The organism is Shewanella sp. 10N.286.51.B8 (assembly GCF_041469325.1).
Lineage (GTDB): Bacteria > Pseudomonadota > Gammaproteobacteria > Enterobacterales > Shewanellaceae > Shewanella.
In genome coordinates this window covers 107,226-123,703 of sequence record NZ_JBFRKG010000013.1, presented here as the reverse complement: position 1 = coordinate 123,703, position 16,478 = coordinate 107,226, and the positions used below count along the sequence as shown (strand labels likewise).

At 40.7% G+C, this 16,478-nt stretch carries 18 protein-coding genes and 1 pseudogene; 13 read left to right on the top strand and 6 right to left on the bottom strand.

Features of this window, described 5'->3' with window-relative positions; genetic code table 11:
* Positions 1 to 161: 161 nt before the first annotated feature.
* From AB4160_RS06665 to AB4160_RS06625, 9 genes are all read left to right on the top strand, one after another.
* Positions 162 to 1,241 carry a pilus assembly protein PilM gene (locus AB4160_RS06665; RefSeq protein ID WP_102440342.1) on the top strand — a complete coding sequence of 360 codons (1,080 nt, stop codon included), beginning with the start codon at positions 162 to 164 and terminating at the stop codon, positions 1,239 to 1,241.
* Positions 1,229 to 1,807 (top strand): PilN domain-containing protein, encoded by a 579-nt coding sequence (locus AB4160_RS06660; RefSeq protein WP_102440341.1) that lies wholly within the window; start codon positions 1,229 to 1,231, stop codon positions 1,805 to 1,807. Before AB4160_RS06665 ends, AB4160_RS06660 begins: the two co-directional genes overlap by 13 nt.
* On the top strand, positions 1,804 to 2,418 hold the full coding sequence (locus AB4160_RS06655; protein ID WP_076541990.1) for a type 4a pilus biogenesis protein PilO: 615 nt from the start codon (positions 1,804 to 1,806) through the stop codon (positions 2,416 to 2,418). The genes AB4160_RS06660 and AB4160_RS06655 overlap by 4 nt, the downstream gene beginning before the upstream one ends.
* On the top strand, positions 2,418 to 2,933 hold the full coding sequence (locus AB4160_RS06650; RefSeq protein WP_102440340.1) for a pilus assembly protein PilP: 516 nt from the start codon (positions 2,418 to 2,420) through the stop codon (positions 2,931 to 2,933). The genes AB4160_RS06655 and AB4160_RS06650 overlap by 1 nt, the downstream gene beginning before the upstream one ends.
* 19 nt (positions 2,934 to 2,952) lie before the next feature.
* Positions 2,953 to 5,001: a type IV pilus secretin PilQ gene (locus AB4160_RS06645; RefSeq protein ID WP_102440339.1), complete on the top strand. Its 2,049-nt coding sequence runs from the start codon at positions 2,953 to 2,955 to the stop codon at positions 4,999 to 5,001.
* Between the two features lie 296 nt (positions 5,002 to 5,297).
* Positions 5,298 to 5,813: a shikimate kinase AroK gene (gene aroK / locus AB4160_RS06640; protein WP_076541984.1), complete on the top strand. Its 516-nt coding sequence runs from the start codon at positions 5,298 to 5,300 to the stop codon at positions 5,811 to 5,813.
* Between the two features lie 8 nt (positions 5,814 to 5,821).
* Positions 5,822 to 6,898 carry a 3-dehydroquinate synthase gene (aroB, locus tag AB4160_RS06635; RefSeq protein WP_102440338.1) on the top strand — a complete coding sequence of 359 codons (1,077 nt, stop codon included), beginning with the start codon at positions 5,822 to 5,824 and terminating at the stop codon, positions 6,896 to 6,898.
* A 24-nt stretch (positions 6,899 to 6,922) separates the two neighbouring features.
* Complete coding sequence (locus AB4160_RS06630) at positions 6,923 to 8,416, top strand: ATP-binding protein (RefSeq protein WP_303412352.1); 1,494 nt, start codon at positions 6,923 to 6,925, stop codon at positions 8,414 to 8,416.
* An 86-nt stretch (positions 8,417 to 8,502) separates the two neighbouring features.
* Positions 8,503 to 9,342, top strand: coding sequence for a Dam family site-specific DNA-(adenine-N6)-methyltransferase (locus AB4160_RS06625; RefSeq protein WP_102475816.1), 840 nt, complete (start codon positions 8,503 to 8,505; stop codon positions 9,340 to 9,342).
* Positions 9,343 to 9,381: 39 nt separating this feature from the next.
* Here AB4160_RS06625 and AB4160_RS06620 read toward each other — a convergent pair whose 3' ends face one another.
* Together AB4160_RS06620 and AB4160_RS06615 are read right to left on the bottom strand one after the other, a co-directional pair.
* The gene (locus AB4160_RS06620) at positions 9,382 to 9,564 is read right to left on the bottom strand and encodes a DUF2970 domain-containing protein (RefSeq protein WP_372003981.1); all 183 of its coding nucleotides are present in this window, start codon (positions 9,562 to 9,564) and stop codon (positions 9,382 to 9,384) included.
* The gene (locus AB4160_RS06615; protein WP_102440336.1) at positions 9,564 to 9,932 is read right to left on the bottom strand and encodes a hypothetical protein; all 369 of its coding nucleotides are present in this window, start codon (positions 9,930 to 9,932) and stop codon (positions 9,564 to 9,566) included. The genes AB4160_RS06620 and AB4160_RS06615 overlap by 1 nt, the downstream gene beginning before the upstream one ends.
* Before the next feature lie 300 nt (positions 9,933 to 10,232).
* On the opposite strand from AB4160_RS06615, the gene rpe reads away from it, so the two are divergent.
* The 4 genes and pseudogenes from rpe to AB4160_RS06595 form a co-directional block, all read left to right on the top strand.
* Positions 10,233 to 10,907, top strand: coding sequence for a ribulose-phosphate 3-epimerase (gene rpe / locus AB4160_RS06610; RefSeq protein WP_102440335.1), 675 nt, complete (start codon positions 10,233 to 10,235; stop codon positions 10,905 to 10,907).
* Positions 10,908 to 10,909: 2 nt separating this feature from the next.
* Positions 10,910 to 11,632 carry a phosphoglycolate phosphatase gene (locus tag AB4160_RS06605; RefSeq protein WP_102440334.1) on the top strand — a complete coding sequence of 241 codons (723 nt, stop codon included), beginning with the start codon at positions 10,910 to 10,912 and terminating at the stop codon, positions 11,630 to 11,632.
* 4 nt (positions 11,633 to 11,636) lie between these two features.
* Positions 11,637 to 12,638 (top strand): tryptophan--tRNA ligase, encoded by a 1,002-nt coding sequence (trpS, locus tag AB4160_RS06600; protein ID WP_102440333.1) that lies wholly within the window; start codon positions 11,637 to 11,639, stop codon positions 12,636 to 12,638.
* 74 nt (positions 12,639 to 12,712) lie between these two features.
* Positions 12,713 to 12,910: pseudogene (locus AB4160_RS06595) on the top strand (EamA/RhaT family transporter); the annotation flags it as partial.
* 83 nt (positions 12,911 to 12,993) lie between these two features.
* On the opposite strand, the gene AB4160_RS06590 reads toward AB4160_RS06595, so the two are convergent.
* The 4 genes from AB4160_RS06590 to AB4160_RS06575 form a co-directional block, all read right to left on the bottom strand.
* The gene (locus tag AB4160_RS06590; RefSeq protein WP_102440332.1) at positions 12,994 to 13,569 is read right to left on the bottom strand and encodes a BON domain-containing protein; all 576 of its coding nucleotides are present in this window, start codon (positions 13,567 to 13,569) and stop codon (positions 12,994 to 12,996) included.
* Positions 13,566 to 14,159, bottom strand: a complete 594-nt coding sequence (locus AB4160_RS06585; protein ID WP_076541969.1) for a phosphoheptose isomerase — start codon at positions 14,157 to 14,159, stop codon at positions 13,566 to 13,568. The genes AB4160_RS06590 and AB4160_RS06585 overlap by 4 nt, the downstream gene beginning before the upstream one ends.
* Positions 14,160 to 14,240: 81 nt before the next feature.
* Positions 14,241 to 14,579 carry a YraN family protein gene (locus tag AB4160_RS06580; protein ID WP_372001410.1) on the bottom strand — a complete coding sequence of 113 codons (339 nt, stop codon included), beginning with the start codon at positions 14,577 to 14,579 and terminating at the stop codon, positions 14,241 to 14,243.
* The gene (locus AB4160_RS06575; protein WP_372003979.1) at positions 14,579 to 16,402 is read right to left on the bottom strand and encodes a penicillin-binding protein activator; all 1,824 of its coding nucleotides are present in this window, start codon (positions 16,400 to 16,402) and stop codon (positions 14,579 to 14,581) included. Before AB4160_RS06575 ends, AB4160_RS06580 begins: the two co-directional genes overlap by 1 nt.
* Positions 16,403 to 16,478 lie beyond the last annotated feature (76 nt).

The window sequence follows — 16,478 nt, the reverse complement described above, 5'->3', positions numbered from 1 at the left end:
GCTTCTAGTATATAAGCGGGAGGGTTTTTGGTGAAGTAAAAACATGAAAACAAAAAAAAACTAGTTGTAAAATGTAGAAACATTTTATACAAATACTTATAACGAGTTGATTTTGTGCTAATCTATTTTAAAATATAAAATAATAAATGCGATGATGGAATATGCTTTCTAAATTTTGGAAGCGTCAAGCTCCGCAAATGGTGGGGATCGATATTGGATCCCATGAAATAAAGGCCATATTGCTGGGTAAGACTGCTGATGGATATAAAATTCAAAATTATATATCAGCTCCTTTACGAAAAGGAGCTGTAGTTGATCATGAAATTCGTGATTCTGAAGCTGTTATTGAATCATTAAGGCACATAAAGCGTGGACTACCGAAAGGTATTAAATCTGCCGCAGTGTCTGTTTCTGGTTCTGCTGTGATGACAAAAGTGATTTACATGGACGCTTCATTAAATGAAGAAGAAATGGAAGCGCAAATTGAAATTGAAGCAGATAATCTTATCCCTTATTCACTTGATGAAGTAAGTATCGACTTTGAAACTCTTAATCCCAACACTACCGACCCAACAAAGGTAGATGTGTTATTAAGTGCTTGCCGTACTGACAACATTGATTCAAGAATGGATTCACTTGATGCAATTGAGCTTGATACCAAAGTGGTTGACGTTGAAGCTTATGCTTTAGGGCGTTCAGCAGAACTTATTCTGGCTCAACTTCCTGAAGGGGCCAATGAAAAATCTGTTGTGCTAGTGGATGTTGGCGCCAATATGACGACATTTGCGGTTGTAGAAAATGGCGAAACGACATTTATTCGTGAGCAAGCATTTGGCGGTGAGTTATTTACCCAATCAATTCTATCGTTTTACGGTATGTCTTACGATGAAGCTGAAAATGCTAAAGTCACAGGTGATTTACCACGCAATTATATGTTTGAGGTGTTATCTCCATTTCAAACCCAATTATTACAACAAATAAAACGTACCTTACAAATTTACTGCACTGCCAACGGCAAAGATAAAGTTGACTATATTGTCTTAAGTGGTGGCACTGCAAAACTTGAAGGTATGACAACGTTATTGGCTAATGACTTAGGGGTGCATTCAATTGTTGCTAACCCTTTTCAAGGTTGTTTACATGCTGATGATGATATTAAAAACCAAATAGAACCTAGTATCAGTAAATATATGGTTGCATGTGGTTTAGCGCTTAGGAGTTACGCTCAATGGCGAACATAAACTTACTACCTTGGCGTGAAGAGGCCAGAGAAAAACACAAACGAGACTTTATTGGCATATTAGCGTTAGTGTTTTTAATGACCTGTTTAATTGTATTTCTGGCATTGAGTTTTATTGAAGTCGTTATCGACGATCAACGTGCTAGAAATTCATACTTACAGTCTGAAATATCATTATTAGACTCGCAAATTGCCGAAATTAGAAAAATTAAAGCGCGTAAAGATGATATTGAACGTCGCACTAAAATTATTCTAGACCTGCAGCAATCTCGTAATTTGCCAACACATGTATTAGATGAACTAGTTAGAATTGTGCCGCCAGGAATTTATCTTTCCAGTATTGAAAAGAAAGGTAGCTTGTTGTGGATTGAAGGTCGCAGTGAATCTAATAATAACGTCGCGAATATGATGAGAAAAGTTAAAACATCTCAATACCTCAATGATCCAAGCATGCAGTCAATTGTTAGTCATAATGAAAACTTACGACAATTGCAAAAGTTTAGATTAAGAGTGACTATTTTTGATGACCAAATCAGTACTGGCTCAAGCCAAGGAGGTCAGCAATGAATCTTGACTTAGAGCAGTTTAATGATATTGATTTTGAAAATATTGGCGCTTGGCCTGCATTAGTTAAAATTGTATTTGCTGCTTTTTTATCTATCTGTGTACTTGGCGCCAGTTATTATTTATTTATTTCCGATGCGATAGATGTCCTTAATGCTGAAGAAAGAAAAGAAATAACCCTAAAAGAAGACTTTCAAACTAAATATCGTTTGGCGGCAAACTTAAAACTGTATCGTGAGCAACTTGTGGTAATGGAAGCTCAGTTTGCAGAACTTTTAAAAATGTTACCATCTGAAAATGAAATGCCAGGTTTACTGGATGACACCACATTCGTAGCAACAGATGCTGGACTGCGAATTAATAGCTTAGATTGGGATACTGAAATTGAGCGTGATTTCTACTTAGAATTCCCGATAAAAATGTCAGTTGTAGGTGATTATCATAAATTAGGCAGCATGGTAAGCGGTGTCGCAAAATTGCCGCGGATTGTCAGCTTGCATGACTTTGTCATTAAGCGTGATGATTCAGGTAGTCTATCGATGGATATTTTAGCTAAAACCTATCGATTTAAAGAAGGTGCGAAAGTACCTGCGAATAAGAAGGGGAAGAAATAATGAAACTCTTACCCTTATTACTCATCATGCTATTGCTAACAGGTTGTATTGGTGACAGAAGTGATTTGGAGTTGTTTGTAACAACGACTAAATCCCAGCATGTTGCTCGCATTCCTCCGTTAAAAGAAACACCTAAGTTTGAGCATTTTGCCTATCAAGCAGAGCTTATGCGAAGTCCTTTTGTTCCACCTTCTCGAGAGCTCACAGAGGAAGTGATTGACACAAGTAGAGATTGTTTACAGCCAGATTTGAAACGTCGTAAAGGGCGCTTAGAAACGTATGCTATAGATAATTTAAAAATGCGCGGTACGTTAAGTGAAGATGGCACAGTTTGGGCCTTAGTTGAATCATCAGATACCAATGTTTATCGCTTAGGTGTCGGTGAGTATCTTGGACTTTACCATGGCAAAATAGCTGAAGTCACACCGCAATACATTGAAATTATAGAATTAATTCCTGATGGTTCAGGTTGCTGGGCTGAAAGAGCAAGCAACTTAGAACTTTCTGGCAAATAATGCGAAGGATGAGGGAATAATGAAATCTTCTGCCTCGATGCAAAAATCGACCACAAAAATATCACTGTTCAGAACCGTACTCGGTGCTGTGTTGTTGCTTGGTGCATTACCAAGCGCGTTAGCTGCGAATAAATTAGTGGATGTAAAGTATCATTCTATTGTTGATCACCAATTAGAATTAGAATTGGTGTTCGAATCTGACATTGTTCAGCCTGAAGTTGATTTGAAGGCGTCACCTGCTCAAATTCTATTAAGTTTTGACGATAGTATTTCAAGCCTCGATAAAGACGATATTACTATCGATAGAGTTGGGGTTGAGAGTTTAAAAACCTCTCAACAAAATGGCGCACTGAACATCGTTGTAGATTTAGCTGAGGTAAAACCTTATCAAGGCAAAGTGGTAGGTAATACTTACCGTTTAACGGTTAACGATACTGTATCTGGGCCTGATAGCGCTGATAACCCATTTGTAAATGGCATTGATACTATTGATTTTCGCCGCAATAAAAATGGTGGTGGCGATTTATTAATTCATTTAGATAATCGCTCTGTTGCTGCCAACGTAGCTCAGGTTGGCTCTAAATTAGAAGTGAAATTGTATAACACAGATATTAAAAGCGAGCTTTTATATGTGATGGATGTACAAGACTTTAATACACCAGTCACGAGCTTTGAGACCTTTAAAGAAGACTTAACTGCCCGTTTGATGGTCGATGTTGATGGCAACTATGATTACACATACAAGCAAGACGGTAATGTGTTCAAAGTGAGTATTAATAAAGTAGAACGTGCCATCGTTGCTAAGGATGACAAAAAATATAATGGCCGTTCTTTGTCGCTTAACTTCCAGAATATTTCTGTAAGAACAGTACTGCAAATTATTGCTGATTATAATGATTTCAATTTGGTCACCAGTGATACCGTAGAAGGCAATATCACTCTACGTTTAGATGATGTGCCTTGGGATCAAGCGCTAGATTTAATTCTCCAAACCAAAGGGTTGGATAAGCGTATTGAAGGCAATATCTTAATGGTTGCCCCAAGTGAAGAGCTGGCTATTCGAGAAAGGCAAGATTTGGCTAACAAGCAAGAAGTCAAAGAGTTAGCGCCGCTTTATTCTGAATATATTCAGGTAAACTATGCAAAAGCGGTCGATATTGCCGAGTTGATGAAAAGTGCTGATTCAAGCTTATTGTCAAATCGCGGTAGCGTTGCGGTTGATGAACGTACCAATACTTTATTAGTCAAAGATACCGCAGATACTTTAGAAACTATTCATCGTTTAGTTGAAGTACTGGATATCCCGATTAAGCAGGTATTAATTGAAGCCAGAATGGTGACGGTTAAGGATAACGTCTCTGAAGATTTAGGCATTCGTTGGGGAATTACTGATCAACAAGGTGAAAGAGGTACCTCTGGGTCACTAGAAGGCGCTAATGATATTGTTGCTGGGGTTATTCCTGCACTAAGTGACCGCTTAAATGTGAACTTGCCCTCTTCGGCCTCTAATGCTGCCAGTATTGCATTTAGTGTGGCGAAAATGGCTGATGGAACCGTACTTGATTTAGAGCTAAGCGCGTTAGAGCAAGAAAATAAAGGCGAAATTATTGCGAGTCCACGTATTACCACTTCAAACCAAAAAGCGGCCTATATCGAACAAGGTGTAGAGATCCCTTATGTGGAGTCTGCCTCAAGTGGTGCCACAACTGTGTCATTTAAAAAAGCAGTGTTGTCATTACGAGTAACCCCGCAAATTACCCCAGATGACCGTGTCATTCTTGATTTAGAAATTACTCAAGATACCCGTGGTGAAGTTGTTTCAACTGGTACGGGTGAAGCGGTTTCTATTGATACTCAGCGAATTGGTACTCAGGTGCTTGTTGATAATGGTGAAACCATTGTATTAGGCGGTATTTACCAGCAGAACTTAATCAGTCGAGTTAGTAAGGTGCCAGTATTAGGTGACATTCCTCTGGTTGGTTTCTTATTCAGAAACACATCAGATACAAATGAACGTCAAGAGTTATTGATATTCGTGACACCGAAAATCGTGACTGAAAAGCTGTAACAGCGAAAAATAATCATGCCAGCTTAATTGCTGGCATTTTTTTGCCTTAAAATAATTAATTGCTTGATTATATTAAGGTCATTAAACATACCATCATTTTTTAAACTCGCTGAATCTAGGGTTAAATTATTTATTTTTAATAAACTCACTATAAATCGCTCACATCACTTGCAACAACTGGTGCATAACTGAGATAATCCTCCGTCAAGTCTCATTAGAGCAAGGTTAAATAATAGGTCGGCTTGAGTTTAAGTCGATAAGGCATACTTTTCATATAAGATTCAGACGTATATACAATGGCTGAAAAACGCAATATTTTTCTGGTAGGCCCTATGGGCGCAGGTAAAAGCACAATTGGTCGTCACTTAGCCCAACTGCTGCATTTAGATTTCCACGACTCAGATCACGAGATTGAGCAACGCACAGGTGCAGATATTGCATGGGTGTTTGACGTTGAAGGCGAAGAAGGTTTTCGTCGACGTGAAGCTCAAGTCATCGCCGACCTTTCGGAAAAGCAGGGCATTGTCCTAGCTACTGGCGGCGGATCTGTACAAAGCAAAGACATTCGTAATCATCTGTCGGCTCGCGGTATCGTTGTATACCTTGAGACAACAATTGATAAGCAAGTGGCTCGTACTCAACGTGATAAACGTCGACCTTTACTTCAGGTAGATGATCCACGTGAAGTGCTTGAAGATCTTGCTGACGTTCGTAATCCTTTGTATGAAGAGATTGCAGACGTAATAGTTAAGACTGATGAACAAAGCGCGAAGATTGTCGCAAATCAAATTATTGAGCAACTCGGTTTTTAGGTAGGTTTATGCAACAAGTTCAGGTTGAATTAGGTGTAAGAAGTTATCCCATTTATATTGGCCAGAATTTATTGCAACAAAACGCTTATCTCACCGATTACCTTTCCGGTAAAAAAGCACTTATTGTCACTAACGACACCATTGCTCCGCTGTACTTGAAACAAGCGCAGCAAGCTATGGCATCTTGTAGTGATATAGGTGTGGTTGTATTGCCGGATGGTGAACAATATAAAGATTTAACTCACTTAAATTTAATTTTTTCTGCACTGTTAGAAAATAATTATGCCCGTGATTGTGTAATCGTAGCACTAGGTGGCGGTGTCGTTGGTGACATGGCCGGCTTTGCTGCATCTTGCTATCAGCGGGGAGTTGAGTTTATTCAAATTCCAACCACCTTATTATCTCAAGTGGACTCTTCTGTTGGTGGTAAAACCGCAGTAAATCATCCGCTTGGTAAAAATATGATTGGGGCTTTTTATCAGCCACAACTGGTATTAATTGACACCGATTGTTTATCGACATTACCTGCAAAAGAGTTTGCTGCAGGAATGGCAGAAGTCATTAAATATGGCGTTATCTGGGATAGCGATTTTTTTAGCTGGTTAGAGCAAAATGTTGCTCCATTAAAAGCATTAAATACCGAAGCATTAAGCTACGCGATTGCTAAATGCTGCCAGATAAAAGCTGATGTCGTTACCCAAGATGAAACAGAGCGTGGTGTACGGGCACTGCTAAATTTAGGCCATACATTTGGTCATGCTATCGAAGCTGAAATGGGCTACGGTGTATGGTTACATGGTGAAGCTGTTGCTACCGGAACCATTATGGCGGCGGTAACATCGCAAAAGTTAGGTCTAATCGAGCAAAAAGATGTCGATAGAATTATTCGTTTGATGTTGGCGTTTGATTTACCGATAAGCTCTCCTGATTCAATGAACTTTGCTGACTTTATTAAGCATATGCAGCGAGATAAAAAAGTTCTCGCGGGTCAAATTCGATTGGTTTTACCCACCTCAATAGGCTCTGCTGATGTATTCTCTGATGTTGAAGAGTCTTTATTAGCTGACGTCATTAGCCAAGTTTAAGCTTTTTTGTCTAATGGTGGAGCTGTGGACATTCAACAAACGCTTTTATTACCTTCCCAAGAAGCTTTAGTTCAGCGGCTACAACATATTGCCAGCTATAGTGAGCAGCTAGTATTAGTCTGCGGCGCTAAAGGTTCAGGTAAAACCACCTTAGTTACAGCATTGGCGAGCGAGCTTGATAACTATAACTCTGCGTTGGTTATCTGCCCAATGCACGCTGATAGTGCTGAAATTCGGCGTAAAATACTGATCCAACTGATTTCATCACCAATTTTTGATGATACCTTACCGCTATCAGATACCTTAATTCGCATCCAATCTAGCTTAACAAAACCGCTGCATATCATTATTGATGATGCACATTTGCTGCCTAAAGAATTATGGGCAGAATGTATAGTGCTGACTCAAATCCGTTGTGCGGATAAACCGGTATCACTGACTTTTACGGTCACCACTGAATCATTTGCAGAGTTTAATGAATTAACTAAAACCATGAAGGATTTATTGCTTCATGTCGAGGTAGAGCCATTATCCTTAGCTGAACGTGAAGGCCTATATCGCACTTTATTAGTTAGAAGCAATAAAACGCCATTTATACCTCGCGAAATCATTCAATCACAAATTGAAAAACAAATGGGTACTCCTACCGAAGTGATTGAGTTACTTAAGCTTGCGCTTGAGGATAAGGTTGAAGAGCCAAAACGCTGGCCAAAATATTTTCCCTTAGGGGTGATCAGCTTGCTGCTGTGCTTAACCTTAGCGATTGTCGTTTTTTTTTATAATGAACCCGCAGCAGAATCTATTGAAGCAAACCAAGTTAACTTTAGGGCTTACCAAGCGCCAGAATCTCCAGCGCAATGGGCAAACCATCATTATGGCCAAAGCTTATTATTGCCTTGGCTTCAATTACATTTGCCATCTCAGCAATCTTTAATAGCGGCTAATGAGCCAAGCGATCTTGTTTTACAGCTGCTTACTGAGCAGCAAATATTAACCAGCACTACAAAAAGTGGCGCAGTTGAAATCGAAGCAGCAAACACTCAACAGGATTACCAGAGCGTTCATACTGTGGCTGTTGAATTAGTGGCTGGTGAATTAATAGCAGCTGAGTTAGTGGTAAATGAAGATATTGATACCGCTGAAGTTGATGAGACATTGGTCATTATTGAAACAGATAAGCTACAGCTTACTGACAACAGTGCAGCGCTGAGCAATACTGACGATATTGCCACAGCCAATGAAGCGTTAGCCGAGCTGCAATATCGAGCGGGTTACACATTACAACTGGCGAGCGTTATCGAACCCAAATCACTTAACAGTATCTTGTTAAAATTAGATAATGAAACAGCTGTAATTCGTGCTAATTATAATAAACGTCATGTTGTCTTATTTGGGCAGTTTAATAACGCCAGCCAAGCACAAGATAAAGCGCTTAAATTACAAACCGAACTCGGTTTAAGTGCCCCTTGGGTTCGAAAATTCAGCGATCTTCAAGGTTATCAACTTAGTTCAAATTAATTAGTTAAAGCCCTTAAATCAGCAATGATTATTCTCAATAAAAAGAGTACAATCATCTGCTTTAATTTTGCTAGTAAATGGTATTCATGACTAAAAAGCATAGAGCCTTTCTTAAATGGGCGGGTGGAAAATTTAAACTCGTTGATGAGCTAGCAAAACATTTACCTCAAGGTGAAAGGCTAGTTGAGCCTTTTGTCGGTGCAGGATCAGTGTTTCTCAATACTGACTACGACTCATATCTGCTATGCGATATTAATCATGATCTAATTAACCTCTATAATATTGTTAAAAGTCAGCCTGAGAAATACATTGCAGCAGCAAAGGCCATGTTTGTTCCAGAGATGAACGTGAAAGAGCAGTATTACCGAGTGCGTGAAGAGTTTAACCAAACTCAAGATCCGTTTTTACGCTCCGTTTATTTCTTATATATGAATCGTCATGGTTTTAATGGTTTATGCCGTTATAACCGTAAAGGCGGCTTTAATGTCCCGTTTGGTTCTTACAAAAAACCTTATTTTCCTGAAAAAGAACTGCGTTATTTTTCTGAAAAAGCTCAAAAAGCGATTTTTGAGTGTGTGGGTTACGAGCAAGCATTTGATATGTCAAAAGCTGGTGATGTCATTTATTGTGATCCTCCTTATGCTCCGCTATCAACTACAGCAAGTTTTACGACCTATGCCGGCCCAGGTTTTAGTCTTGACGACCAAGCGCTATTAGCGAGAAAGTCTCGCCACACTGCACTTGAGCGTGATATCCCGGTACTGATCAGTAATCATGATATTCCACTGACTCGAGAGCTATATCGCGGCGCAAAAATGGCCTCGATAGACGTACAGCGCAATATTAGTCAAAAGGGTAATTCACGTAAGAAAGTAGCTGAAGTGATGGCGTTATATGATCATCATTATCAAGAAGTTATTGATTAAATCTTGAGTTAAGCAAAGGCTTAGCTGATAAATAGTGGCTTAGCTCAGTACCTGCTTAACAATCAATATTAGCGATAAAACCATCAGCACTGCCAGTGCAATGCCCATAAAGATGAAGGGTAAGGGTGATCGACTTTGCTTAAAATCACGTTGGCGATTATCTTCCGTTTGCACCCCAAAAAATGCGGCGATAGTACTGGTAAATACCTGCCAAATAAACATTAAAGTGCGTTAGGGTTATTCGTTGGCATATCACTTATTGGTCTATTGTGGTCATTACTATGCAGTAACTCCAATAAATCTAAAAAGTGAAACTGACTTGAGCGGCTATTGCCTGTTACCCAACTTCCCCAACTGACATTATCTGAATCAACTGCACAGCGGTTAGTCGGATGGCTACTGGGTAAACTCGCGTTATAGGCAACATTGTCAGAGCAATCACATTGCTGAGCTTGCAAGGCGGGCTCGCTTTCTGACATGAAAAAGTAGGCAACAAGCATTAATGCGCTAGTCGAAAATAAGCTAACAGCAGGTTTTAATGTTACTTTACCTGTTTGCTTAGTACTCATTTTTAGCTGACGGCACATCATAAGGGCTATCCTTGTCTTATACTTTCAGAAATTATTCAAAAGGGATTAATCATCTATCTACATTGGCACATACGCTGCCTAGCAGAAGATTGCTCACAATACACAGTGACATGTGTCGCATTATAGCAAGTTTGTTTAGATATTGAACAGCCATCATGTGTGATCTAGATCAACTTAATATCGACATAGCACTAAAATTTATATTTCTTGCTGTTGAAAAAGTTTTATTGGCGATTGAGACTAGAGCGATTTCTCTGCAAAGGGTAAAATACTGTCACTTATAACCGCCTCGAGAAGACTATGCGTCCATTTTTGATTGCCCCATCTATTTTATCTGCCGATTTCGCCCGTTTAGGTGATGATGTTAAAGCCGTTTTAGATGCCGGTGCTGACGTTGTTCATTTCGATGTTATGGATAATCATTATGTGCCTAATTTAACCATTGGCCCTATGGTATGCAAAGCGTTGCGGGACTACGGCATTACTGCTGATATTGATGTACATTTAATGGTTAAGCCTGTTGATAGTCTAATTCCTGATTTTGCTAAAGCAGGCGCATCAATTATAACTTTCCACCCAGAAGCCACAGAACATCTTGATCGCAGCCTACAGCTGATTAAAGAATCAGGCTGTAAGGCAGGCTTAGTGTTTAATCCTGGTACACCATTACATTACCTTGACCATGTGATGGACAAATTGGATGTGATTTTATTAATGTCAGTAAACCCAGGTTTTGGTGGCCAGTCATTTATCCCATCGACACTGGCTAAGCTTAAGCAAGTGCGTGACATTATTGATGCCAGCGGTTATGACATCCGTTTAGAAGTCGACGGTGGGGTAAAAGTAGATAATATTGCTGAAATCGCTGCTGCAGGCGCCGATATGTTTGTCGCAGGCTCTGCTATTTTCAATCAACCTGATTACAAAGTAGTTGTTGATCAAATGCGTGATGAACTAGCAAAAGTTGAAGGCTAATTATGACAGTATTTTCTAATATTAAAGCCATCGCTTTTGATTTAGATGGAACACTTATTGATAGCGTTCCTGATTTAGCTGCGGCAACTAATGCAACACTAACAGAGTTATCATTACCTAACGCACAAGAAGCGCAAGTTAGAAGCTGGGTTGGCAATGGTGCCAATATGTTAATGCGCCGCGCTTTAATGTTTGCTCAACCACAAGTGACTGATACGCAGGCTATTGACGCTCAATTAGAGCAAGTTATGCCAAGGTTTATGCACCACTATGGGCTTCATTTAGAAAAACACAGTAGCTTGTACCCTAACGTGTTAAGCACCTTGAAGCAGATAAAAGCTGCTGGCTATAACATGGCAATTGTGACTAACAAACCGTACAAATTTACCACACCGTTACTTGAGTCTTTTGGTATAAGTGCGTTTTTTGATCTTGTACTTGGTGGCGACTCGTTAGAAAAAATGAAACCCGACCCATTGCCATTAACGCATATTTTGCAGCAATGGCAACTTGAGCCAGCACAACTGCTTATGGTAGGTGACTCAAAGAATGACATACTCGCTGCGAAATCTGCCGGTCTAAGCTCAATTGGCTTGACCTATGGCTACAACTACGGTGAAGATATCGCCCTGAGCAGCCCAACGGCAGTATGTGAACAATTTAATGAAATTTTAGCGCTACTGAATTTATCCGCTGAAATGAATGCAACATCAATGGAGCAATAAACGAATGACTGCAAAACCTATCGTGTTTAGTGGTGCTCAACCATCAGGTGAGCTGAGTATTGGTAACTACATGGGCGCACTTCGTCAATGGGTTAACATGCAAGATAGCCACGACTGTATTTATTGCGTAGTTGATTTACATGCAATTACTGTAAGACAAGACCCTGCGAAACTACGTGAAGCCTGTTTAGATACCTTAGCTATTTACCTTGCATGCGGTATCGACCCTGAAAAAAGCACGGTATTTTTACAATCTCAAGTTCCGCAGCATACACAGCTGAGCTGGGCGTTAAACTGTTACACCCAAATGGGTGAGCTAAGCCGTATGACCCAGTTTAAAGATAAGTCGCAAAAGCATGCAAACAACATCAATGTTGGCTTGTTTGATTACCCTGTATTAATGGCTGCAGATATCTTGCTATATCAAGCTAACGAAGTACCTGTTGGTCAAGATCAAAAGCAGCACTTAGAGCTAACCCGTGATATCGCGACGCGCTTTAATAATGCCTATGGTGATACGTTTGTCGTGCCAGAGCCGTTTATTCCGCCAACGGGCGCAAAAGTCATGTCACTGCAAGAGCCGACTAAGAAAATGTCTAAGTCGGATGAAAACCGTAACAACGTTATTGGTTTACTTGATGATCCTAAAGCGATTATGAAGAAAGTGAAAAAAGCCATGACCGATAGCCAAGAGCCACCAGTGGTGCGTTTTGACGTTGAAGAAAAACCAGGCGTTTCAAACTTATTAAGCCTGATGTCAGGTTGTAATGGTCAGTCAATCGAGTCAATTGAAAAAGACTTTGAAGGCAAAATGTACGGTCACTTAAAAGTCGCTACCGGTGAAGCAGTTGTCGCTATGCTTGAGCCGCTGCAAGAGCGCTACCGTGAGATTAGAGCCGATGAAGATTATCTTAATGCAGTATTTAAAGCCGGTGCTGAAAAGGCACAAGCTCGTGCAGAAGAGACGATCAAAAAGGTCTACGAGAAAATCGGTATGATTGTGTAGTATCTGTTTTTTTAAGACAAAAAAGCCAGCATCAAGCTGGCTTTTTGTGAGCTGCCAATAAAGGCTAATGGTTTGAAATCGCCGTGGCTGAATACTCAGGATTACTATTTTGTGTCATGTTTGGATGGGTATGGTTTGGGGAATGGTTAGATGGGCTCGGTTGGCTGGGAGCTGGGTTGATTGTGCTGCCGACAACACTCGTTTCAATATGTGGAAAAGTCTTGATAGCCAAGCGTAAAGTATTGGCTAATAGGTTGGTCGAAACGCAATAATAGAAGGTTACTCATTAGCAACAGCCAATAAAAATAGTCTATACAAACTCTTTTTATTGGCAGTCTAATGATGAGTTATTGAGCTAGTCATCTTTATCGACGTACTCAAATACTTTGATTACCTTACGTACACCAGAAGTATTGCGGGCGATATCAACCGCAATATCCGCTTGTTCGCGATCGATTAGCCCCAGTAAAAATACCTCGCCGTTTTCCGTGATCACTTTAACTCGGGTCACATCCAAAGACTTCTCATTTAGCATCCGCGTTTTAACCTTGGTTGTTACCCAAGTGTCGTTGCTGCGAGTGGTAAATGAGGTAGGGTTACCAATGCGAATTTGATTATGTAATTTGCCGCCAATTTCCAGCTCTTGTACCGTTTTAATGGCTTTATCCCGCAACATTGAGTTAGGAGATTGACCAATCATCAATACATTACTGTTTAACACCACACCGGTAATATTGGTCTGGTTATGAATATCTTCATGCTTAGACAGTGCGCTGGTAATTTCAAAGTCGGCATTGGTATCACTGATTTGTGTCGACATACTACGCTCATCATTGACCATTTTGGCCCCGCCAACAGCACCAACCATCACCACGCCAGCGCAGCCTTGAAGAAGGAAAAGTATTGCTATGACAAGAGCCGTTTTTATCATGCTTGCTCGTCCTGTGGGAACAGAGTGCGGTCAATATTGTCACATAAGCAGTGAATTGCTAATAAGTGAACTTCTTGAATACGCGCAGTGACATTGGATGGAACTCGTACTTCAACATCGCCAGCGCTCATCAAGCCCGCCATAGCGCCGCCGTCTTTACCGGTTAATGCCACAATAGTCATGTCACGGCTTAATGCTGCTTCCATGGCTTTAATGATGTTACCTGAGTTACCGCTGGTCGAAATTGCTAATAAAATATCACCTGGTTGACCCAGTGCCATGATTTGCTTTGAGTAAATTTCGTCATAGCTGTAATCGTTAGCAATAGCTGTAATGGTTGAAGTGTCACAACTTAACGCGATAGCAGGTAGCGGTGGACGCTCAATTTCATAGCGGTTTAATAACTCAGCTGAGAAATGCTGCGCGTCACCTGCACTGCCACCATTACCACAGGCTAGGATCTTGTTACCACTTAAAAGACATTGCACCATCATTTCAGCCGCTTTCTCAATCGACTCTGGTAATGCTTCAGCAGCATCAATCTTGGTTTGAATTGACTCTGTAAAGCTATCTTTAATACGTTCTAACATGGGTTAAATCCTTACAAGGTAAAGTGTTGCTAGCATGCTTTATTTCTTCAATTGAGCAGCATTATAGCTAAAAATGGCTGTTTAAAAACACCCCTGAAGCCATTGAATGTCGGTTGTGTTAATGGCAACCATATCAAAACGGCATGGGGCATTGATTTTATGGGTTTGTATATACTGTTGGGCTGCTTTTCTGATGCGAGAAATCTGTGCTGCAGACAGGGCGGTGAGTGCGCCGCCAAATTGGGTTGATGAGCGAAATTTTACTTCAACAAAGACCCAAGTTTGTTGGTCGCGCATGATTAAATCAATTTCACCAAAGCGGTAACGCTGATTTTGAGCCACAAACTTAAGACCTTGTTGTTCAAGGTAAGTGCGTGCGGTTAATTCAGCCTGTTGGCCTTGACCCACAGTTGACGACATCATAATGGGCGCAGCTGGCCTCGTTGGTATTTACCCCAACTGAGTTTACGCTCAATGACGCCATTTTCATCCACCGATAATGCGCCACTACGGCCATTGAACTGGTAGCCAGGAAAGGCGCGCATTTGCGCTAAACGATTGACTAAATCAAGGGCGTCATAACCCATGATGTATAAACGCTTCTGGCTGTTATTCCAATTGCTCCAGAGTTTTTTGACCATGGTGGTTTCAGTATTCGTGCCCATTAACCAAGGGATATCACTGATCATCAGGTTGTTAAGCTCTTGAGCCGATTGAGTCGAGCTGCCACTTAAACGGCTGCGGCTGGTGGTATACAGGGCAACCGGATCGGCAAACACACTAAAATTGACGTCTAAAAAGGGCTTTAATAGCACTAAATCTTTTGCGGCTGAGATCATGTAAATAGCATCAATATCACGACGTGAGCGAAAATCAGCTTCAATATTGTTGCCAATCAGCTCTTTTATTCTAGCAATTCGCGCTTGGCTGTCTTTAACACCTAAGGCTTCTTGTACTGTTAGCTTCATCTGATCGCCGCGATCATAAAAGTGGACTTCAGCATTGTCTTCAGTGAGCTCAAGCCACTTTTTATTAAAGCTTTCTGCCATACGTTTACCCGTTGAGTCATTACTGACTAACAATAACGGTAGCGTGATGCCATCTTCATAGAGTTTTTGCGCAGCATCGCTAGCTTCTTGTGCTGGCGATAATGAAAAGTAAAACTGATCATTTTTTGGGGTAAAGCTGTCGGTTTGATTTAAATACAGCTGCGGCACAGTGAGCAAATCTTGCTCATTAAGTGCTTGTAGCTCTTCAACCGCGGAAGGCAATAGCGGCCCAATCACAAATTCAGCACCAGCAGCAATAGCAGCTTGATAAGCTTGCTCAACCCCAAGGTTAGTGTCAAAGAAATTAAGCTCAACATTGTCTTCAAATGCCGCCATATAGCTGGCAATTAAACCTTGTCTAATTGGCTCTGCAACACTGGCTCGTCGGCCTGTTAACGGCAATAACACTGCAATATTTTGTGGTTTAAAAGGTTTGGCATTTAAGGCTTGTTCTAAATCTGATGGCAGTTTCGCAGCGCCTGGGTGATTAGGGTTGGCTTGTTGCCACTCACCTAAGTAACGAACTAACTGTGAAGGGTCAACCGCATAATGTTTGGCAATGTAGGCTAGTTGCAACCAGCCTGAAAAAGTGGGATTACTGCGATCACCCATAAAGCTTTTAATGGTTTCTTCATGCAGTGGTTGTAGCGTGCGCCAAATGGTGTCATTCACTTCAAAGGCTTGCTGCTGCGGAAGATATAAACTGAGTAAACTTAATTGTCTAAGCTCATCAATCGGCTGCTTAGTTTGATTATATAAGCGGGCTTTATATTGATGATAGGAGACTCTTTGCCATTGAGGTAATTTCCACTGGCTAGGATAGCGTAAAATCGCTAAGGCATCGGCATCTGAACTGGTGTTTTCAGCCACCCGCGCAGAAAGGTAAATATACTCAGCCTGAATGCTTAAATCACTTTGCAAATCAGCTTTCATCGAGGTCAAAAGCTTGCTTGCGGCAACAAAATTGCCATCATTGATATAAGCATGGGCGGCAAGTAGCAAATAGCGGTCGCGAATTTGCGGCTGTTTAGCATTGCTTGCTGCAGATAAATAAACATTAGCCGTTTGTTCAACGGATGCCATTGAGCTATCAATAGCCTGTTTATTTTCAGTAGGTTGAGTCGCACAACCAAATAACACGGCTGATAAAATGGCGGCGAAAACAAATTTAGTTGTATTCAGTCTTTTTAACACAGGGCTTCACTCTGGTAAGATGCTGACTCTAGTTTAACCTGCTCTTTCACTTGGCGAAAGTCTTGATGATAGTCAA